Origin of the sequence: Paenibacillus sp. cl6col, from assembly GCF_900102125.1 — a bacterium.
In the GTDB taxonomy this organism is placed as follows: Bacteria; Bacillota; Bacilli; order Paenibacillales; family Paenibacillaceae; genus Paenibacillus_B; species Paenibacillus_B suaedae.
The window spans coordinates 336,808-355,786 of the sequence record NZ_FNAZ01000006.1 but is presented as its reverse complement, the minus strand read 5'-3'; the positions used below and the strand labels follow the sequence as shown (position 1 = coordinate 355,786).

Annotated in this window: 21 protein-coding genes and 1 pseudogene; 15 read left to right on the top strand and 7 right to left on the bottom strand. The window is 44.9% G+C overall.

The window, feature by feature from the left end:
* Positions 1-6 precede the first annotated feature (6 nt).
* Together BLS15_RS17800 and BLS15_RS30030 are read left to right on the top strand one after the other, a co-directional pair.
* Complete coding sequence (locus BLS15_RS17800) at positions 7-366, top strand: nucleotidyltransferase family protein (RefSeq protein ID WP_090513080.1); 360 nt, start codon at positions 7-9, stop codon at positions 364-366.
* A 43-nt stretch (positions 367-409) separates the two neighbouring features.
* Positions 410-643 (top strand): nucleotidyltransferase family protein, encoded by a 234-nt coding sequence (locus tag BLS15_RS30030; protein ID WP_368087130.1) that lies wholly within the window; start codon positions 410-412, stop codon positions 641-643.
* A gap of 364 nt (positions 644-1,007) precedes the next feature.
* Here the strand turns inward: BLS15_RS30030 and BLS15_RS17790 are convergent, their stop codons facing one another.
* Positions 1,008-1,895 carry a cation diffusion facilitator family transporter gene (locus BLS15_RS17790; protein WP_036590240.1) on the bottom strand — a complete coding sequence of 296 codons (888 nt, stop codon included), beginning with the start codon at positions 1,893-1,895 and terminating at the stop codon, positions 1,008-1,010.
* Positions 1,896-2,126: 231 nt separating this feature from the next.
* Between BLS15_RS17790 and BLS15_RS17785 the strand changes: the two genes are divergently transcribed.
* From BLS15_RS17785 to BLS15_RS17770, 4 genes are all read left to right on the top strand, one after another.
* Positions 2,127-2,876 carry a WecB/TagA/CpsF family glycosyltransferase gene (locus tag BLS15_RS17785; protein ID WP_021252400.1) on the top strand — a complete coding sequence of 250 codons (750 nt, stop codon included), beginning with the start codon at positions 2,127-2,129 and terminating at the stop codon, positions 2,874-2,876.
* A gap of 92 nt (positions 2,877-2,968) precedes the next feature.
* A complete protein-coding gene (locus tag BLS15_RS17780; RefSeq protein WP_021252399.1) occupies positions 2,969-3,733 on the top strand; it encodes an SDR family oxidoreductase in 765 nt (254 codons plus the stop codon).
* Positions 3,734-3,946: 213 nt separating this feature from the next.
* Positions 3,947-5,239, top strand: a complete 1,293-nt coding sequence (gene hcp / locus BLS15_RS17775; protein WP_090513072.1) for a hydroxylamine reductase — start codon at positions 3,947-3,949, stop codon at positions 5,237-5,239.
* 290 nt (positions 5,240-5,529) lie between these two features.
* Positions 5,530-6,051, top strand: a complete 522-nt coding sequence (locus BLS15_RS17770; RefSeq protein ID WP_021252397.1) for a MarR family transcriptional regulator — start codon at positions 5,530-5,532, stop codon at positions 6,049-6,051.
* Positions 6,052-6,118: 67 nt separating this feature from the next.
* Here BLS15_RS17770 and BLS15_RS17765 read toward each other — a convergent pair whose 3' ends face one another.
* Positions 6,119-6,535 (bottom strand): DUF1259 domain-containing protein, encoded by a 417-nt coding sequence (locus tag BLS15_RS17765; protein ID WP_021252396.1) that lies wholly within the window; start codon positions 6,533-6,535, stop codon positions 6,119-6,121.
* Positions 6,536-6,750: 215 nt separating this feature from the next.
* On the opposite strand from BLS15_RS17765, the pseudogene BLS15_RS17760 reads away from it, so the two are divergent.
* A pseudogene (locus tag BLS15_RS17760) lies at positions 6,751-6,963 on the top strand (ATP-binding protein); the annotation flags it as partial.
* On the top strand, positions 6,950-7,417 hold the full coding sequence (locus tag BLS15_RS17755; RefSeq protein ID WP_021252395.1) for a hypothetical protein: 468 nt from the start codon (positions 6,950-6,952) through the stop codon (positions 7,415-7,417). The pseudogene BLS15_RS17760 and the gene BLS15_RS17755, both read left to right, overlap by 14 nt.
* A 72-nt stretch (positions 7,418-7,489) precedes the next feature.
* Here the strand turns inward: BLS15_RS17755 and BLS15_RS17750 are convergent, their stop codons facing one another.
* Positions 7,490-7,831: a winged helix-turn-helix transcriptional regulator gene (locus BLS15_RS17750; RefSeq protein ID WP_021252394.1), complete on the bottom strand. Its 342-nt coding sequence runs from the start codon at positions 7,829-7,831 to the stop codon at positions 7,490-7,492.
* A 161-nt stretch (positions 7,832-7,992) separates the two neighbouring features.
* Here BLS15_RS17750 and BLS15_RS17745 point away from each other — a divergent pair, with 161 nt between their 5' ends.
* The 5 genes from BLS15_RS17745 (at position 7,993) to BLS15_RS17725 (ending at position 12,008) form a co-directional block, all read left to right on the top strand.
* Complete coding sequence (locus tag BLS15_RS17745; RefSeq protein ID WP_021252393.1) at positions 7,993-8,559, top strand: NAD(P)H-dependent oxidoreductase; 567 nt, start codon at positions 7,993-7,995, stop codon at positions 8,557-8,559.
* Positions 8,546-9,259 (top strand): SDR family oxidoreductase, encoded by a 714-nt coding sequence (locus BLS15_RS17740; protein WP_028532740.1) that lies wholly within the window; start codon positions 8,546-8,548, stop codon positions 9,257-9,259. The genes BLS15_RS17745 and BLS15_RS17740 overlap by 14 nt, the downstream gene beginning before the upstream one ends.
* 274 nt (positions 9,260-9,533) lie before the next feature.
* Positions 9,534-10,430: an RNA polymerase sigma factor RpoD gene (gene rpoD / locus BLS15_RS17735; protein WP_021252391.1), complete on the top strand. Its 897-nt coding sequence runs from the start codon at positions 9,534-9,536 to the stop codon at positions 10,428-10,430.
* A 275-nt stretch (positions 10,431-10,705) separates the two neighbouring features.
* Positions 10,706-11,290, top strand: coding sequence for an RNA polymerase sigma factor (locus BLS15_RS17730; protein WP_028532741.1), 585 nt, complete (start codon positions 10,706-10,708; stop codon positions 11,288-11,290).
* A gap of 157 nt (positions 11,291-11,447) precedes the next feature.
* Positions 11,448-12,008, top strand: coding sequence for a GNAT family N-acetyltransferase (locus tag BLS15_RS17725; protein ID WP_021252389.1), 561 nt, complete (start codon positions 11,448-11,450; stop codon positions 12,006-12,008).
* A gap of 55 nt (positions 12,009-12,063) precedes the next feature.
* Here the strand turns inward: BLS15_RS17725 and BLS15_RS17720 are convergent, their stop codons facing one another.
* A complete protein-coding gene (locus BLS15_RS17720; protein ID WP_021252388.1) occupies positions 12,064-12,768 on the bottom strand; it encodes a MerR family DNA-binding transcriptional regulator in 705 nt (234 codons plus the stop codon).
* A 220-nt stretch (positions 12,769-12,988) separates the two neighbouring features.
* On the opposite strand from BLS15_RS17720, the gene uvrA reads away from it, so the two are divergent.
* Positions 12,989-15,430, top strand: a complete 2,442-nt coding sequence (uvrA, locus tag BLS15_RS17715; RefSeq protein ID WP_090513068.1) for an excinuclease ABC subunit UvrA — start codon at positions 12,989-12,991, stop codon at positions 15,428-15,430.
* A 195-nt stretch (positions 15,431-15,625) separates the two neighbouring features.
* Here the strand turns inward: uvrA and BLS15_RS17710 are convergent, their stop codons facing one another.
* Positions 15,626-16,396, bottom strand: a complete 771-nt coding sequence (locus BLS15_RS17710; protein ID WP_090513063.1) for a hypothetical protein — start codon at positions 16,394-16,396, stop codon at positions 15,626-15,628.
* Positions 16,397-17,123: 727 nt separating this feature from the next.
* Here BLS15_RS17710 and BLS15_RS17705 point away from each other — a divergent pair.
* Positions 17,124-17,735 carry a YqaA family protein gene (locus BLS15_RS17705; protein WP_021252385.1) on the top strand — a complete coding sequence of 204 codons (612 nt, stop codon included), beginning with the start codon at positions 17,124-17,126 and terminating at the stop codon, positions 17,733-17,735.
* A 107-nt stretch (positions 17,736-17,842) separates the two neighbouring features.
* Here the strand turns inward: BLS15_RS17705 and BLS15_RS17700 are convergent, their stop codons facing one another.
* Both BLS15_RS17700 and BLS15_RS17695 read right to left on the bottom strand, forming a co-directional pair.
* Positions 17,843-18,430 (bottom strand): DUF421 domain-containing protein, encoded by a 588-nt coding sequence (locus BLS15_RS17700; RefSeq protein WP_021252384.1) that lies wholly within the window; start codon positions 18,428-18,430, stop codon positions 17,843-17,845.
* Positions 18,431-18,543: 113 nt separating this feature from the next.
* Positions 18,544-18,762 (bottom strand): cysteine-rich CWC family protein, encoded by a 219-nt coding sequence (locus BLS15_RS17695; protein WP_081819907.1) that lies wholly within the window; start codon positions 18,760-18,762, stop codon positions 18,544-18,546.
* Positions 18,763-18,979: the final 217 nt, after the last annotated feature.

Below are 18,979 nucleotides of genomic sequence, written 5' to 3'. Positions count from 1 at the left end.
GACGGTATGCAAAAGTCTGTTAGAACAAACAAGCCAAAGACCATTAAGAAAGATGTGATTCAAATTCATGTATTAAATCATCAAGTAGAAAAACTAGCTCAAATCGTACGAAAACATAAAGCTATATATGAATTTCTTGATAGAGTTCAAGAACTGAAGATAAATAATTACTATGTTGGCGCGGGATGTATTACTCAGACAACATGGAATTATTTAAGTGATTTGCCCCTCGATCATGGAATTAAGGATGTGGATTTAGTCTATTTTGATGATAGTGATTTATCTGAAGAGAAGGAAGATCAAGTAAAATCACAGCTAGAAAGGATGTTTCCTAATTATCCATTTAAGATCGATGTGAGAGAATGAAGCTAGAGTTCATTTATGGTACAAGAGCCGGTTTGGATATGAGATTAAGCCCTATCAGTCAGTGGAAGAAGCAATCGATACATGGCCAACGACAGCTACGTCTTTAGGAATAAGAATAACTTCCGATGAATGGGATGTATATGCACCTTACGGATTGGATGATTTGTTTAATAAAGTTGTAAGACCAAATAAGCGACAAATTACTAAAGAGATCTACGATAAGAAAGTAAGTCGATGGAAGGCGCAATGGAATGATTTAAGAATAGAGCCTTGGTAGTTGATTCAGGAAGAACAGACCATCGCATAACACCATTTTCACGCATCGCAGCCTAACGGCTGCTCGGTCGCTCGAAGTATTTTGAGTAGGCGGAATCAGGCAACAACCCTGCACTGGCTAACTGAACAGCGCAGCCAGCGACTATCTCGCATTAAAACGAGGTAAAACCAGCATAAATTTGTCATTCTAACGGGACACGTCTGTTCAATGGAACGGCGACAGTCTAGGACTTTATTTTCTTGTCCTTAGCTGTCGCTGTTCCTATTTTTCAGGTCAGTCTATAACTTATTTTATGGATATACGCCAATAAGCATGAAACAAAAACAGGGCAATCCCGGGAAAGGGATCTGCCCTGTCTATCTATTTATTGCTGAGCAAGTCTATCTCTCCGTTCATGCTCAGGCTCAATATGAATCAGTACTTCTGCCCGCTCGAAACTGCCCTGAATCGTATGCTCGATTTCATCACACAGATGATGCGCGGTTGCAATATCCATTCCAGAAGGTACCACGAGATGAAAGTCCACGTATTCAACAGGGCCGGAGCGTCTCGTACGAAAATCGTGAAACTCAATATACTTATCTTTGTGCAAGAGTATCAGCTGCTGAAGCTGCTGCTCTTCCTCTTCGGACAATCTAGCATCAATCAGGGGAGGAAATGATTCCTTCATAAGCGTGAATGCTTCCTTCATAATGTACACCGCAAGAAGGATCCCAATAATCGGATCTAAGATTGTCCACCCTGTCAGCGTTACGAGCAGCAAGCTTACACCTACGCCAAGTGACGTATACACGTCAGTAAGCAAATGCAGTGCGTTCGATTTCATCGCCACAGAATGCAGCTCATCTGCGGTCTTGCCAACCTTCCTCGCAACGACCAAGTTAATCCCAGCACCAATAAACATAACCGCGATTCCAAGATACGGCATCTCAATTTCTGCTGGCCGCAATAACTTATGAACACACTCATATATAATCCAAATGCCTGCAACGAAGATGAGCAGTGTTTCGATCGTACCGGAAATATTTTCAACCTTACCATGTCCATAGGGATGATTGCGATCGGCTGAACGATTCGATATGCGTACGGAGAAAAACGCAATTACAGACGCTGCCAAGTCCAAGGAAGAGTGGATCGCCTCTGAAATAACGGCAATCGATCCCGTCAGAATTCCTACGACCAGCTTTAATATCACAACAGTTGTATTGCTAAGAACTGATAAAAATGCAACCTTTTGTCCGTTCAAGATCATCACCCTTACCATTATCATCAACTTATTCTTGCCAACATAGTCAACCATAGCAGATGAAAATCGAGTGGGTCTATAGAAACCTTTTTTCACGAAGTCAGATAAATAGGGGCAATTGAAAAAAGTTGACGCCATGCAAAAAGACTGGATCATACCATCATATTCCATATGTTGCGGCATTCCGTACAGAAGTTGTGCTACTATATGGATATACTTGGAAAAGGAGGCATCTTTGTGTCGAATGAAACTCGAATTATGGGAATACCTGTCCCTAAAATAACGATGACAGAGACTGTGCATATCATTAGCGATGTCATTCATACTGAGGGCATGGAGAATCAACAATTGTTCCATGTAGTGACGCTAAATCCTGAGATTACGATGGCCTGCCAACAGGATAAGAACCTGCGAGCAATCATTGACGATGCTGGGCTGCTCACAGCTGACGGTATCGGCATCGTCATGGTATCTCGCTTGAAGGGCAATCCGCTTCCTGAACGGGTGACGGGCTGTGACTTATTATTCAATCTCTTAAGCGAAGGGAATCAGCGAAAGTGGTCTTTCTACTTGCTTGGTGCAGAAGAAACTGTGAGTAAGAGAGCCGCTGAGGTTATCCAGGAGTCTTATCCTCATGTGCATATTGTAGGAAGGCATCATGGATTCTTCCATTCAGAGGACGAAGCCAAGATAGTCAACGATATTGCTGCCGTGAAGCCGGATGTATTAATCGTGGCACTCGGAGCACCTTACGCTGAACGGTGGATACATAAATACAAGCATCAGCTCCATTCCCGCGTAGCAATTGGCGTCGGGGGAAGTCTGGATATCGTTGCAGGGAAGGTCAAGAGAGCCCCTGCTGTGTGGCAGAAGCTGAATCTGGAATGGCTGCATCGGCTGCTTAATCAGCCGTCGAGATGGAAGAGACAATTGATTTTGCCGCGCTTCGCAGTCAAAGCTGTCTTGTACAAAGAAAATAAACAATGAGCGGACATTAGGTCAGAATATATGAAAGAGCAACATTTCAAAATATGCCTTGTGCTATAACATAGTTGACCCTATACATAAGGAGATGAACTATGAACAGCTTACAAGGTAAAGTCGCCGTAGTAACCGGCGCTAGTCGAGGAATCGGACGTGCCATTGCACTGCGCCTTGCGCGTGAAGGAGCCTTCGTTGCGGTGCATTTCGGGAGAAGAGAAGAACTTGCTGAGGAAGTGGTACGGCATATTCAACAACAGGGTGGCTTGGCTTTTAAGATAGGCGCAGATATCAGTCAATTGAGCGGGATTCATGATTTATATAGGTCTCTAGACGACACTCTGCAGAAGCATACAGGGAATAATCGCTTCGATATTCTGGTGAATAACGCTGGAATCGGCCAAATATTGAGCCTGGAAGAGGCAACGGAAGAATCGTTCGATGAAGTAATGAGCATCAATGTCAAAGGGCCTTTTTTCGTCATTCAACAAGCGCTGCCGCGATTAAATGATGGCGGACGCATCATTAATATTTCATCCTTTGTCACCCGAGCGGCGTCGCCAGTCGTCTTTACGTACAGCATGACGAAGGGGGCGATCAACACACTAACATCCGCTCTCGCTAAGCAACTTGGGAAACGCCAAATTACGGTGAACGCCATTCTGCCAGGGATCATTAACACAGAGATGAACGCCGGCACGTTAAGCCAGTCCGAAGGACAGAGGTATGCGGCTGGACTGTCGGCCTTCAACAGATGGGGAGAACCGGAAGATGTAGCTGATATAGCCGCATTTCTAGCTTCAGAAGATAGTCGTTGGGTAACCGGACAATTGATTGACGCGAGCGGAGGATCACATTTGTAATAGCGAGAGCAATAAAAGAGAGGGATACCCACTTATCGCATATGGGCAGCGTGATCCGTTATGGACGCGCTGTTTTTTGTGACATGAGGCGAGATTGTGAAATTGACGCGATATTCATGATTTTGAAATATTTGATGTGATCGTACGCACTCGGGGGTGCTTCCCCATGTAGTATGTTGAAAATAGAAAATCATTTTGACAGGGGGAAACGCAATGTTCTGTCATCAATGCGAGCAGACGCCGTCGGGCGGCTGCATGGTTGTCGGAGTGTGCGGCAAGGACGAGACGATTGCTAGTCTACAAGATACGATCGTGTTTGCGTTGAAAGGCATCGCGGCGTATGCGACGCATGCGCGGCAGTTGGGTTATGTCGATGAAGAGGTTGACGCGATTACGCATGAAGCGCTTTATATGACGTTGACTAACTCGAATTTCAACTTACAGGAGCATCTGGACATGGCGATGAAGGTAGGGGGCGCGGCGATCCGCATTATGGATGTGCTGGATCGGGCCCATACGGAGCATTTCGGCGTTCCGGTTCCGGTTACTGTCCCGCAGAACAAGATAGAGGGCAAGTCTATCGTCGTGACAGGGCACAACTTGTATGCGCTGGAGGAATTGTTGAAGCAGACGGAGGGCAAGGCAATCAACATTTACACTCATTCCGAGATGCTTCCGGCGCATAGTTACCCGGCATTGAAGAAATATCCGCACTTGAAAGGCAATATCGGCAAAGCCTGGTACGACCAGCGCCGTCTGTTTGAGCAATATCCTGGCGCCATCCTTGCGACGACGAACTGTGTAATGCCTATTAAGGGGACCTACGCCGATCGGATCTTCTCCTATGACGTGGCCGGACTCGAAGGTGTGACCAAGATCGTGAACGACGATTTCTCGCCGCTGATTGAGCGTGCGCTAGTGCTGCCCGCGGCGGATGTGGAGAGCGAGCAGACATTGACAACGGGGTATCACCACGAGACGGTGCTCGGGCTGGCGCCGGAAATTATTCAGGCCGTTAAGGATGGCAAAATCAAGCGCTTCTTCGTCATCGCGGGCTGCGATGCGCCAGGCAAGGGCGGCGAGTATTACCGGGAGCTCGCGACATCACTACCGAACGATACTGTTATTTTGACGACCTCGTGCGGAAAATTCCGGTTTAATGATGTCGATTACGGTACGGTGGCGGATACAGGCATTCCGCGTTATATCGATCTGGGGCAGTGCAATAATTCCGGCTCCACGGTCAAGATCGCAGCTGCGCTTGCAGACGCCTTCGGCTGTAGTGTCAATGAACTGCCGGTGTCGATCGTGCTCTCGTGGTTCGAGCAGAAGGCGGTTGCGATTTTGCTTGGCTTGTTCAGTCTGGGCATCCGTGATATTCGCATCGGGCCGAAGCCGCCGGAATTCATCTCGGAAGGCGTGATGAACGTACTGACCGATCTGTTCGGCCTGAAGCTTATCGGGGATGCGCAGGAAGATATGAAGGCGATGCTCCGTCTTGTCTAGATGGTGAATGAGATAAAGTATTTATAGAGTTAATTGATTGAGACGCGATCCCTTAAGGGGTCGCGTCAGACTTTTGACAGGATTTTGTCGAGTCTGAGAGAGGGGGATACCCTCTCTTTTTTATTGAACATGATGCCCTTGAGCTGCCAAGCTGCAACAAAGGATGAATGCCAATCACGGAACCATAAAACTAGCGTAGCTTGCCAGTCAGATCTATTGCATGCACCTCGCTATTCTACAGATGATTGATCGAGTATAATAGAATCATTAGATCGAGTTGGAGGAAGGGCATGGATCAGGTAACTTCAGCTTATGGCAAGCACGCAATATACAACATATTTGTTGAGCTTATTCATCAACAGGAACAGCACGAGGATTTGATTCAGAAGCATATCGCTCATGAAATGAGAAAGCTAGGAGATGAATTCGACGAGGGACTGCAGCTGAATATCACAGAACTTCACGTTATATCCAGTATTGGGGAGCATGAACCTATTAATGTGACGGCGCTCGCGGAACGATTACGAACATCTAAAGCGACAGTATCTCGAATATGCTCCAAGCTCTTATCTATGGACATCATACGAAGAACCCAACTAAGCGATAACAAGAAAGAGGTCTATTTCCGCTTAAATCCCAAGGGAAGGAAATTGAATGTACTGCATGAGGATGTGCATCATGAACTGGAACAACGATTTCTGGGTATCCTAGATCCCTATAATGAAGATGAGCTGCTTATCGTACAGAAGGTGTTTCGGGACATACTGAACAATTGGACATCCATACACGAGAATTTAGATACACGAGGTTAGGTACTCTTATGAGAGCCCAGTCCATGAGCATGCGGACTGGGCTCTCGTCCTACAACAAGGAATTGCATTACTTAGCTGGTGCAAGTCTAGTCTGCTTGCTGAGATTCAACGCTTTTCTGATCTTTCTTGCGAAGATCAATGGTTTCTCAACAGCCTCAATATTGACATAGACTAAGCGTGGACGTTCAAACAGCCATTCACTGTGTACAGACGATACGAGGATACCTTGCTCGCGAATAGCGGATAGGAAGCGGTTCGTTTCTTTTTGTAATAAGGCTACTCTGCCTAAACATAAAGCTCTGCCTGTTCTCTTATTTAGGGATTCAAATGAAAAAGAAGAGGTTACGCCGAATTTCTTTCCTAAAATAAATGCCCGAATCTGCTGACGAGATATCGTAGCTACGCATTTACCACCTGCAAATCCTGGTTGGCCACCAATGATCATTGCGAACTTTCGACAAAGACGTTCCTCACTGGACATCATGTATCGATAACCTCCTATGCGAACACAACTCAGAAACGCGTCATAACGTCAATAGACAAAAACAATGGTCGTTCTACATAAGTAAATACGTGGGTGGAAGTTCATTATTATTTTGCCTGCTCCGATTGTCATAATTCTATTGTCAAGACAATGTATGTCTCTCGGAATAATGATGTCTAGGCGCGTATCTCGATTGCGTTTCAAATGATTGGATTCAGCTTCAACGGGTATGGGAGCAATTTTACCGAGGTGAGTGCTCAAGGGATCGCAAATCTGGCGGAACAGGCTTAGGGCTGGCGATATGCAGACATATTCTTGAACTGCACGGCAGCTCGTATGGGGTAGAGAACACGAAGGATGGCGTATTGTTTTATTTCACAGTAGATCAATCAATAAGTGAAGTAGGTGACCATAATGAATACGTTTAAATCGCATTGGCTTCTTATTAGTCTTGCATCGTTTATACTGCTGACCGCATGCGGAACAACCGAAACCGCAGACTCAGGCAAGAACGTTCAACCAACGCCTGCCGTGAAGGAGCAGGTCAAGCAGAAAGATCCAATCTTGGTCGTCATCGATCAGACGACGAATCCAGGCCAATCCGAGCATCACTTTTATTTTCAAGTGGAGCAGCTCCCTAAAGGATATGCACTAGCCGAGATGAGTTGGAAATCAGAGAAGACAAACATTATCAATACGACAAAGCAAGCTATCGAACACGGTGGAAATGGGGAGGATGGCTTCTATATTAGCGGAAATGGACAATTTTCAGGATTTATCTATGACGAACAGTTAAAGGGGGAGAATGGTGAGGTCACCTTCGTATTCCACAACGATGCTGGTGAAGAACGGAAATGGAAGAAGAAGCTCACGTTGAAGTGAACAGACGCGAATGAAGTTCTGCATCAATAGCCGGAGTCAGGCAGTCAGTGCTTGCTCCGGCTTCATTTACATTCATAACTGTAATCCGAATCTCTTCAGCTCAATGAATGTCCCTTCCAGTAGTTTGCCTCTCTCTGTTAGCGAATACTCTACGCGGGGAGGAACCTCAGGGTATACTTTTCTCATCACAATGTCGTGCTGCTCCAGTTCCTTCAATCGAAGCGAGAGTGTCTTCGGACTTATTCCATCCATTGCTTTCAATAAATCGCTAAACCGCATTGTTCCCTCGATCAACAAGTCACGAATAATCAAAAACGTCCATTTCGTACCGATTATATCAAGCGTTTTTGCGATGGGGCAGGTTTGACCAGGGGTTCCTTTTGTCAATGTTACAGGTTCAGATGGATGTAGCATGAAAGATCCTCCTCAACAATTTTTAGATGTTACGTCCCATCATAACACAATACTTCCCTAACGGAAATAAGCTGAATAAAATATCAGTACTTCCTTAAAGGAATTATTGAGTATTATACTGTTCTTGCAGCCAATACTTCACACTCAAGGAGCTGAATCTGATGAAAAATATTCTGATTATTAACGGTCATCAACAATACCGTTCTTCTGAAGGGAAACTGAACAACACCTTAATGGAAAACATGGTTCGTGTGTTACGTCCACACCATAATGTCAATACAACAGTTATCCAAAATGGTTATAACATCGAGGAAGAACAGAAGAAATTTTACTGGGCCGATGTTGTCATTTATCAGACACCAATCTATTGGTTCAGTGTACCAGGTCTGCTGAAAACCTATATGGATGAGGTGTATGCATACGGTACATTCTTCACTGGTTCCGAACAATATGGCGCAGGTGGATTGCTGACAGACAAGAAATACATGCTCTCCACGACTTGGAACGCCCCATCCTCTGCATTTGAGAGAAAGGATCAATTCTTTGAAGGGGAGGGCTTGGACAATGTGCTAAGTCACCTTCATCGCATACACAAGTTTCTCGGTATGAAGCCTTTACCAAGCTTTTCTTGCTACGATGTAATTAAGAACCCGAACATTGATCACTATATTGCCAATCTTGAGCAGCACTTAATGGAGGTATTTACAGATGAATATGTTGCACAATAAGAAGGTTGTATTTATCGGTGGCAGCTCCGGCATCGGACTTGAATCTGCTAAGCAAGCGATTGCTCATGGAGCTGAAGTAGTCATAGCAAGCCGTTCCGAGAACAAGCTGCAGCATGCCAAGGAACAGCTTGGAATGAAAGCATCGGTTCAACAGCTTGACCTCACGATTGAACATGAGGTAGAGCAATTCTTTCAGAATATTGGATCATTTGACCATCTTGTCGTAAGTGCGGCAGAGACGTCTGGCGGCCCGTTCCTGAAGACGGATACGAGTCAGGCAAGACAATTGTTCGAGAATAAATTCTGGGGACAATATTATGCAGTCAAATACGGCGCTCCAAAGCTGTCTCCTAATGGCTCAATCGTGTTATTTTCCGGCGTTGTTGCCTATAAATCGATGATCGGTTCATCTATTCTCGGCGCGGCCAATGCTGCTGTATCCAATATGGGGAAGACGTTAGCGTTGGAACTTGCGCCAATTCGGGTAAACGTTGTATCACCAGGAATCATGGATACACCTTCTCGAAGCAAGATGACGGAAGAAGCACGCCAGCAATTGTATGAATCGATCGCAAGCCGTCTTCCCGTACAGCGTGTAGGAACTCCAGAAGATGCTGCGCAGAGCGTGATGTATCTACTCACGAATTCATTCGTGACCGGTACCGTTATCCATGTAGATGGCGGACACGTATTAACGTAAAGCTCCATCATAAGCACTTTGCAGCATAATTCACAGACGAGAAACATAAAACCCCCCGGCATGAATGCCGGGGGGTTCATTGTATGATCAACATACAAATATTAGTATTGAAAAATTACTAGGTATATGTTACTATAGTGTGTGCTCTTAATTTTTACATGCAATTAAAATAAATCATATCATAGACTTTTTTCTTTGTCAATTATGAGTAATTCACTCACATACCGGAAAAAACGGCTCGAATACGTACGCATACTTTTAGGGGGGCGACAGTTTGACTAACGAAGAACACAATGAGCAAACTCATTCAGATGCAGATATTAATTTACTACCTCCAGGAGTCAAGATAGATGACTCTGTGCGGATGTATCTAAAGGGAATTGGCCGGGTTGGTCTTCTAAGCACCGAAGAAGAAGTAGTTTTGGCTAAACGTATTGCAGAAGGCGATGAAGAAGCGAAGAAAATGCTTACAGAAGCTAACCTTCGCTTGGTCGTGAGCATTGCAAGACGGTATGCCGGGCGAGGCATGTCACTCTTAGATCTTATTCAAGAGGGCAACATGGGTCTGATTAAAGCTGTAGATAAATTTGATTATACAAAAGGCTTTAAATTCAGTACTTATGCCACATGGTGGATTCGACAAGCAATTACACGCGCAATCGCTGACCAGGCAAGAACGATCCGTATTCCTGTTCATATGATTGAAACGATCAATAAGCTTGTTCGTGTCTCCAGACAGCTGGTGCAGGAGCTTGGAAGAGAGCCTGAGGTAGAAGAGATTGCTAAGGAAATGGAATTGAGTGTAGAGAAGGTTCGCGAGATTATGAAGATCTCTCAAGATCCAATCTCACTGGAAACACCAATCGGGGAAGAGCACGATACCAAGCTTGGCGACTTCATCGAGGATCAGGACGCCCAATCTCCAGTAGAATCAGCAGCTTATGAGTCCTTGAAGACACAGCTTGGTGACGTCCTTGATACGCTCACTGAACGTGAAGAGAACGTTCTTCGCTTGCGCTTCGGACTCGATGATGGTCGTACTCGGACATTGGAAGAAGTAGGCCAAGTATTTGGTGTTACGCGTGAGCGGATTCGCCAAATCGAGGCGAAGGCTTTGCGTAAGTTAAGACATCCGAGCCGCAGCAAACGCTTGAAGGACTACATCGAATAATGAAATGATATGCAAATGAATGAAGCTGCGTTACACTTCAACGGATTGGAGTGTAATGCGGCTTTTTTTCGTGCAGGCGTACAGGTTTTCACTAACAAGCATGAAAAGCAACAATTTGTAACAATGATTTGGGGAATATCATTTATTTTTCATCTGAACTTCATATTATCTTCATAAGTTTATGTTATTGTATGTTCGATAGAGCACGATAACGTACCCAAGCAAGTATACACATATTGCGTTTGCGCGTTGGGGTAAGGATATTTGGAGGAACAATGAACACCAGCATAGATCAGATTCAACAACTCGTACTCGCCGGAGATGAACGCGTATATACGAAATTATATATCGAATATCGTAGCTTGCTAGTTCAGCACGCTTATCGATATGTCCGCAATCAACAAGACGCAGAGGATGTTGTACAAGAGGCGTATATTCGCATATTCCGAAATTTGCATCGGTACAACTTCTCTTGCAAAATATGCAGCTGGATGAAGCTTATTGTAAAAAATCTATGCATTGATCTCATACGGCAGCGTAGTCGTAAACCTGCCGTACATTTTACGGAGAACATTGCCTACGACAATCAAGAACAAGCATTAATCGAAACCCTGCAGGATCAGGCTCAAGGACCTGAACAGCAAATTCTTGAACAAGAAGTTCAACACAACGTAATTAACATCGTGAATGATATGCCCGATGCATATCGAGATGTGTTCCGGCTGCGTTACTTATCGGAATATTCGCTTGCAGAAATATCGAATGTCTTGTCCCTTGAAATCAATACGGTGAAATCCAGACTGTTTCGAGGAAAAAAATATTTACGCAAACAGGTTGACAGTGGTCATATTTGCTCCTGACCAATTATGTAAATAATTACAACTTATTTATCATTGACCATTCATCATTGGACATGTGTACAATAATAGATGACAGCTATTACAGATGACTCTCATCCCTCAGGAGGGCAATACTAGAGGATGATCAGCTGTCATTACTCTTCAGGAGGTATCATTCATGATTCGCAAAGCTACACCAGAAGACAGCAAGTACATTATCCCATTGATGATGGAGGCGATCGGCACCATCGCCTATGAACTATCTGGAACTACGAACAGAGATGAGACGATGCGCATACTCGAGCAATTCTATAAGCAGCCCGACAACCGCTTGAGCTGGAAGAACAGTATGGTCTGGTTGCAAGAAGATGTACCTGTCGGCTATGCATTGGCTTATGCGGGGTACAAGCTGGTCGAATTGGATCGCCCATTGGAGGAACGTTTATCTACTCTTCAAGGCAATCCTGTTCAACTTATCAAAGAAACAGAAGGGGAAGAGTACTACTTGGATTCATTGGCTGTAGATTCTTCTCAGCGTGGATTAGGGATCGGAACGAAGCTCATGAAGGCGTTCGAATTAGAAGCAGCTCAATTCGGGTTCAGCATCGCCTCGCTGTTAGTGAACGTTGCGAACACGCGAGCGAAGCAATTGTATGAAGCACAAGGGTATACAGCAGATGGCAAGATCATAACAATTGCAGGGGAAGATTATGAACATATGGTGAAAAAGGTACAGTAACGTATACACGAATGCAGAAGAAGCGACAACTTAGTTGCAGTCACTTTAAGATAACTTACATCAGCTGCAGCACCTTGCACAGTTTAACAAGTTCATGTACTCCTCGGAATTGCTGGCGATTTCGATCATGGAGGCTGCGGATAGCATTTTCCGTCACTTTTTTGGCCTGCTCGATGCTGTGATGGTCAAGAGCATTTACAATTTCTTTCATGCTTTTGAGAAAATATAACGTACTGCGCAAGGTGCGAAGCAGCAATATTTTGCGGATATGCAGCGCGTTGAACATCCGATACCCGTTCTCGGGATTGCGTTCCGGGATGATTAACCCTTCCTTCTCCCAGTGCCGGATGGCGGATGCGGCAACCCCTGTATATTCAGCAGCTTCGCCGATAGTCATTGGGCTCTTGAAGGTCTTGTTCCCTATAGTCGGGAGGTCAATCTGCTCCAATACCGTTAATAATTGATCCGCCACAACCTTCTCCTGATGCAAGTTAGCCTGTTCCTCATTGACAAGCCAGAAGGCTTCGTCCACCTCTTCTTTCTGCAAATGTTTGAGAACTGTACAAGTTAGCCCCACCCCAAAGCCAGGGAACATCGCACGAAGACATCGAAAATAAGCAAGATGTACGTCGGTGTACAACCTGTATCCATTCGCTTCCCGATCCGGTGCAGGAACCACTCCCCATGATTCATAATGCCGCAGAGCACTCGTACTGATATGAAGTACCCTTGCGATATCCACAGGTTTGTAATACTGCATGTCTTTCCTCCTCAGCTAGTAATGACCTCACTGTATCAGATCGTTTCCCATAAAATCAAATCTTCTAGTAAAACCTTAAAGCACCGTGCTAAAGTATTGCACGATAAATATGCGTCTATCAACACATTTTTTTATAAAACTTTAGCACTTGCATGAATGTTGTAAAGTGGATCATGTAACTCGTATTTCACCGTCACTTTAGAACGATGGAGGGTGCTGCATGAAAGACGTTATCCGTATTCAAGGCGCAAGGGAAAATAATTTTAAAAATGTGACATTAGACATTCCAAAGCATCAGCTTATCGTGGTTACGGGTCCTTCCGGCTCGGGTAAATCAACACTTGCTATGGACATATTGCAGCGGGAATGCCAGCGGCAGTATGTGGAGTCTAGTGGGATATCAGCCGAATCCATTGCCAAGCCTAATGTCGATTCGATTACTGGACTTGCACCGTCAATCTCGATTGGACAGCATGTGACGAACCGCAATCCTCGCTCAACTGTTGGGACGATTACGGATATGTACACGTATTTGCGGACAGTTTATGAGAAAAAGGGAGTTAGGACATGTAAGTTCTGTGGAGAGAGCATAACTCCTTCTCCCGTAGACGTTGCGGGTGAGTCAATAAAGTGCCCAGCATGCTCACAGCCACATACACCACTGACGAAGGCGGATTTCTCTTTCAATACACCAAGCGGTGCGTGTTCCACATGCAGTGGCTTAGGAACCGTAGTCGATATTCAAGTTGAGGCTGTATTCAACAAGGAGAAAACGATTCGTGAAGGAGCCGTAACCTTCTGGTACGAATCCCTAACTGATTATCAAGCCAACATTATTGAGGCGGCAGGGAAGCATTATGGCTTGGATATGAGTGGGCCGCTGCACAGTTTTAGCCCTGTACAATGGGAATTATTGAAGCATGGGGTGGAGAGCGAAGCATTTGCATGTCACTTCCCGAATATTGATCCGCCCAAAACAGTTGGCAAAGGCCGATTTAAAGGTGTACTGACTGCAATGTGGCAGAAGTACAAGGAGCGGGATGGGCAGTCAAGCGAGGCGGCTTATTTTACGACTCAATCATGTCCCGATTGCAGGGGAGATCGTCTGAAGCCCGAGAGCAGGACAGTTACCGTCGAAGGCCGTACCCTGCCTAGCCTGGCGAGATGCTCGTTAGAAGAGCTGAATGATTGGTTGCTTGCCGTTCATGCGAAGTCTCGAATGGAAGGCGATATGATCCTTCTAGCCGTACTCGAAGAACTCCTTGGTAAAATAAAGCGCGTCATTCTTGTAGGACTTGGCTACTTATCGCTCGACAGACAGATGATCACATTATCAGGCGGAGAAGCGCAGCGACTACGGCTAGCATCGATCCTTGGCTCTGGGTTAACTGGTGTACTGTATGTCCTTGATGAGCCGACCACCGGCCTTCATCCAAAGGATACAGATGGTCTGATCGAGGTGATGAAGGAATTGCGCGATATGGGTAATACTGTACTTATGATCGAGCATGATACACGTGTGATGCAGCAGGCGGATCACATCATCGATATCGGTCCAGGGTCAGGTCGGTTCGGAGGAGAGATTGTTGGGCAAGGTACGCTTAAGCAACTTATGGAACAGACTTCATCCGTGACTGGACATTATGTTAGAGCGCAATCACGTCTTCAATTCAAATGCCGACAAGGCAATGGGGATGTCATCTCCATTCATGAGGCAACCCTTCATAACTTGAAGCAGGTATCCGTGTCATTCCCATTAGGCAGTCTGATCTCGGTATCTGGAGCCTCAGGTTCTGGCAAGTCGACACTCGTATTCGATCTGTTGGCAAATGCCAGCGGCACTGGAGGCCGAGTCGAAGGATGCCGGGAAGTCACAGGGCTGAATAAAGTTAACAGCATCATTACTGTAGATCAATCTCCCATATCACGAATGCAGCGCTCGAGTGTGGCAACTTATACAGACCTGTATACCTTGCTTCGCAAGGTGTTTGCCTCACTTCCAGCAGCGAAGGCACGTGGCTTGAACGAGAAATATTTTTCCTTCAATTCACCGGGCGGAAGATGTGAGCAGTGCGAAGGACTCGGAATCGTTGAAGTTGATATGCACTTCCTCCCGCATCTGCGTGTGCAATGTCCAGCTTGTCATGGCAAGCGGTTTATTCCGGAAGTCCTGGCCGTTACGTATGAAGACTACACCATAGCTGACATCTTAGAGCTCAGTATTGAAGAGAGTTTATCACTATTTAAGGGCCACCCAAAAATGGCGAAGCTGCTTAAGCTGTTGTGTGATGTTGGTATTGGCTATCTCCAATGGGGACAATCTGTAACAACGCTTTCCGGTGGGGAAGGGCAGCGCTTAAAGCTTGCTAGGGAACTGAGTGCACCTGCTAACGGTCACACCCTGTATCTGTTGGACGAACCGTCTTCAGGCTTGCATCCGCTCGATGTACACAAGCTGTATGTATTATTGGATAAGCTTGTAGATGCCGGAAATACCGTAATCTTGGTCGAACATAATACCGATCTGATTGCGGCATCAGATTGGGTCATTGATATGGGGCCAGGCGGAGGCAACTCTGGAGGTCAGGTTATAGCGGCAGGTACACCGGAGCAAATCGTTAGCTCTGAAGCGTCTTGTACAGGAACCTATTTATCGATATAGATATAACTGCGCTAGGGTAGTGTCATATAACATATACGCAGTCAATGCATTTCAATTGGATGCGAAAAAAGCCGGCCAGATCCATGATGTGATCTGGCCGGCGTTCTTTTGAACCCGAGTTAAGTTTGTCTGCATTTATTCCTTGGGTCGCCTGCTTGTATACCTGCTTACGTCACCAGGCTAGGACAATCCTTCTTATTTCTTTACAGCCGTTTCAGCAAACTTTATCAAATCTTCTTTGGTGAGCGGGTTGCCCGGATTGGTTGTGATGCTATAAATATGATCCTGATCTGACCATATCAGCTTGTTTCGAACCAAGCCAGGTATCTTCTTGCCTTGTTCGGCATCGACTTCAGTTGATTTAATGTACCGGTATCCGTTGTTTGCCGTTTTTCTGCCAAGACTGTGCGCTACTTGCATTTCTAAATTGTCTTTTCCGTTTACGAATGTAAGATTGATTTCGCCCATTTCGTTCCAGTCGAATTTTTTGTAATAGACGCCTTTTCCTTGAGCTTCCGCTTCCGCTTTCACTTCTCTTTGAAACTCCTTATGATGCTTTGCAATCGGGGGTTGGATGTTTCCATTCTCAAATTTATAACCTTCAGGCAGACCTTCCGGCTTTTGAAGCACAGGACCCTGCAGTTTGCCTGCCTGGTTTAAATAATCATCATAATTTGTGAATTTGAACATATCCAGATAATACAAGAATGCAGATCCGCCATTGAGACTTGGGTCACTTACGTACAAGAGGTACGTATCCCCTGTATTCTTTCCAATCTCCCCATTTACTTTCTGGGAGAGTTCGGCTTTTGCCGCTTCAACAGCTTCCTTACCAACCGCCGGCGTTTTCGATTCCAACTCCTGTACGGAGTTTGTTTGGTTTGCAAATGCCTCCGTCATATTTGCGGTGCCAAACAACAACGCGATACCCGTTGCGACAACGGCTGCCTTCTTTACGTATTTCATGTGAATAATACTCCTCTCATTTATACAAGTTTTATTTTTTTGTGAAGACCGGACGCTATCGATTGGGATCCCTTTGTGCCAGCTTCAGTGATATAAACACAGCTCAGGAAAATTTGGTTCACTATTTCGAACAATATCAGAAACAATAACAATGCGTGATGAAAATCACACTTTGTTTTGCCCCTTTGGAATCGGCATCAATGACATTTTTCAAGCGATTATTATCTATAAACACAATTGAATGAACGCTTACGCCCATGGAGCGGTCTTCGTCATTTTCTGCCAAAATTCTTGAGTGACATGTTAAAATAGAAAAAGACATATAAACGTAGTAGGATAATTGTCATTGCAAACCTTTGGAATGAGAGGAAGGCGAGATTCAGCTGATGGTTGGAATAAAAATAACATTGGTAAGTTGCATGAAAAATCAGTATGCTTATTTTACCTGAAACGATAGGACTTTAGCCCCGTACTAACAACAGCAGGGGATATTACCTAGCGCATTGGCCAATGAAACGAATATTGAGATCCCACCATTTCGTGTGAAGGGACGCGGCAACAAAAAAACGTCTATACCTGAGAGTGGAATGAGTACATTTCTTCAGTAGCTGCTTCCAAACAGCAAATGTCAACATTACCAAAGTGTAATCATTCGCAACACGAAATAAGGTAAAATGAGATTTACCAATCAATTTATAGAAAGAATTTTTCCGGATAGGAGTAGATTATGTTTCAAAACATCATTGATTTTCTAATGGACTACGGGATTTGGGGGCTAGTCATCCACGCTTTCGCAGATGCAGTTATTTTTCCTGTACCAGCCTTCTTCTTGCAGGTGCCATTAAGCTTACTGGATCCATCCAATGCCTTATGGCTAGCAACAGCAGGATATATCGCATGTCTGCTCGGTACACCAGTAGGCTACATGATCGGTAAGCTGTTAGGCCACTCCGTCTTGGAGAAAATCCTTAAAAAATCATGGATTGACGGCGCCAATCAAATGTTTAAGAAAAATGGGGAAACTACGATTCTTATCGGCTCTTTTACTCCAATTCCGTTCAAAGTATTTACGATACTATCCGGCTGCATGAATTTTCCGCTATGGAGACTTATCGGATATGCAGCAATCGGAAGAGCAGTTAAGTTCTATGCAGTAGGTCTGCTGTTTTATTTATATGGTAGATCTGCGGAAGGAATGGTTAAGCACGTCTCGCTGTATATCTTCCTCATTGCTGTTCCAATCTTGGTTATCTTCTTGATTATTCGCAAGAGAAGAAGAAACAAAGCTGCAGCAAAACTAGAACAGACTGAAGCCAATACAACCTCAATCAGCGATTAAACAGCTTGTAAAAAGGTCGACCCTATGGGTCGGCCTTTTGTTATTTTCATCAGTCGTATGAGAGTACCTTACATAGTAGGTTGCATATAGCGTAAATCCAGTTGGCTTCATTCCAAATGGGGAGCAATCTTTTTCCGGTGTCCATCCTGCTTAACTTCATCGAATAAATTCTCTTCTTTCTGGGGCTGCTTCGGAACAGTCTTGTTCCATGCTTTCATGATCCTTTCTAATTCTCCGATCGTCACAGGCTTAGCATGTCGTGCTAACTCGTAACCGATATGACCGCTCATCTCGATTGTCGCCGTTTTCACTTCCGACAACGCAGTAATTCCCTTTGTTCTTAATTTTGCTTCTAGCTGATCGACGGTTAGCCGCAGCTTTTTGAGACTCTTCTCAACAATAACCCCATCCTCAATTACTACCGTTGATCTCCCCACGAACCACTTCTCGACCCAATTGAACTTAATGGCAAGGAATTGAATAGTGAGGAGAAGACTGACAAAGATGCATAAGGTTATCAATGTTCGCAATAGACCGTCCCCTTTGACAGCATGTCCAATCATGGAGGCCATCGCGAGCAGCGTAATGATCTCAACGCCTGTCATTTCTCCGACCGTTTTTTTACCGAGAACGCGAAGCAGACAATAGCCAAAGCTGAGAACAATGACTGCTTCCCCAATGAATGAGAAATCCATAGCATACTACCTCCAGACCCTGTCAATGATGGGAAGGCAACATCGTGCGTTCCACTGTGTTCCAGACATGAGTAGTATGCATATTTGTTCAAATTTTACTCGTAAGGTTGATGTCACTCATTCATTTGCGTTGATTGGAGAAATGCACGGACACAATGCTCGCAGACACATGCCTTTCTGCGCATTTCTGACGGAATCTTTTCCAGCAATGCTTTCGGCACCGATAGAGTCATACACCAGCATTCCTGATGGGGGCGGCCTGCCTGGTATGCGCAGTGGTTCTCATTGCCGCACAAGGGACATATTTTCGGATCGATTACTACCTCAGACATGGTAAACACCTGCTTTTGTAAGTTTAATAGCGAAATTGATGCTATACAAGATAATAGCGTATCAGTGAGCATTAACCCAATATATTTCATCACAGCGCACAATTTCATAAAAAAAATGAAACTGTTTCCTGTGTTGAAACATCTAATTTGATAGAAAGCCCGAGCTGCGCTTGCTAACTCGTAAACGTACCACGTTTATATAATCATGGCAATTACT

Excerpts from the sequence above, each read along its gene's own strand:
- BLS15_RS17780 (WP_021252399.1), top strand. The coding sequence starts at position 2,969 with ATGAACAGCTTACAAGGTAAAGTCGCCGTAGTAACCGGCGCTAGTCGA.
- BLS15_RS17750 (WP_021252394.1), bottom strand. The coding sequence starts at position 7,831 with ATGCTACATCCATCTGAACCTGTAACATTGACAAAAGGAACCCCTGGT.
- BLS15_RS17755 (WP_021252395.1), top strand. The coding sequence starts at position 6,950 with ATGAATACGTTTAAATCGCATTGGCTTCTTATTAGTCTTGCATCGTTT.
- hcp (WP_090513072.1), top strand. The coding sequence starts at position 3,947 with ATGTTCTGTCATCAATGCGAGCAGACGCCGTCGGGCGGCTGCATGGTT.
- BLS15_RS17705 (WP_021252385.1), top strand. The coding sequence starts at position 17,124 with ATGTTTCAAAACATCATTGATTTTCTAATGGACTACGGGATTTGGGGG.
- BLS15_RS17770 (WP_021252397.1), top strand. The coding sequence starts at position 5,530 with ATGGATCAGGTAACTTCAGCTTATGGCAAGCACGCAATATACAACATA.
- BLS15_RS17730 (WP_028532741.1), top strand. The coding sequence starts at position 10,706 with ATGAACACCAGCATAGATCAGATTCAACAACTCGTACTCGCCGGAGAT.
- BLS15_RS17695 (WP_081819907.1), bottom strand. The coding sequence starts at position 18,762 with ATGTCTGAGGTAGTAATCGATCCGAAAATATGTCCCTTGTGCGGCAAT.
- BLS15_RS17710 (WP_090513063.1), bottom strand. The coding sequence starts at position 16,396 with ATGAAATACGTAAAGAAGGCAGCCGTTGTCGCAACGGGTATCGCGTTG.
- uvrA (WP_090513068.1), top strand. The coding sequence starts at position 12,989 with ATGAAAGACGTTATCCGTATTCAAGGCGCAAGGGAAAATAATTTTAAA.
- BLS15_RS17765 (WP_021252396.1), bottom strand. The coding sequence starts at position 6,535 with ATGATGTCCAGTGAGGAACGTCTTTGTCGAAAGTTCGCAATGATCATT.
- BLS15_RS17700 (WP_021252384.1), bottom strand. The coding sequence starts at position 18,430 with ATGGATTTCTCATTCATTGGGGAAGCAGTCATTGTTCTCAGCTTTGGC.
- BLS15_RS17720 (WP_021252388.1), bottom strand. The coding sequence starts at position 12,768 with ATGCAGTATTACAAACCTGTGGATATCGCAAGGGTACTTCATATCAGT.
- BLS15_RS17725 (WP_021252389.1), top strand. The coding sequence starts at position 11,448 with ATGATTCGCAAAGCTACACCAGAAGACAGCAAGTACATTATCCCATTG.
- BLS15_RS17790 (WP_036590240.1), bottom strand. The coding sequence starts at position 1,895 with ATGATCTTGAACGGACAAAAGGTTGCATTTTTATCAGTTCTTAGCAAT.
- BLS15_RS17800 (WP_090513080.1), top strand. The coding sequence starts at position 7 with ATGCAAAAGTCTGTTAGAACAAACAAGCCAAAGACCATTAAGAAAGAT.
- BLS15_RS17740 (WP_028532740.1), top strand. The coding sequence starts at position 8,546 with ATGTTGCACAATAAGAAGGTTGTATTTATCGGTGGCAGCTCCGGCATC.
- BLS15_RS17745 (WP_021252393.1), top strand. The coding sequence starts at position 7,993 with ATGAAAAATATTCTGATTATTAACGGTCATCAACAATACCGTTCTTCT.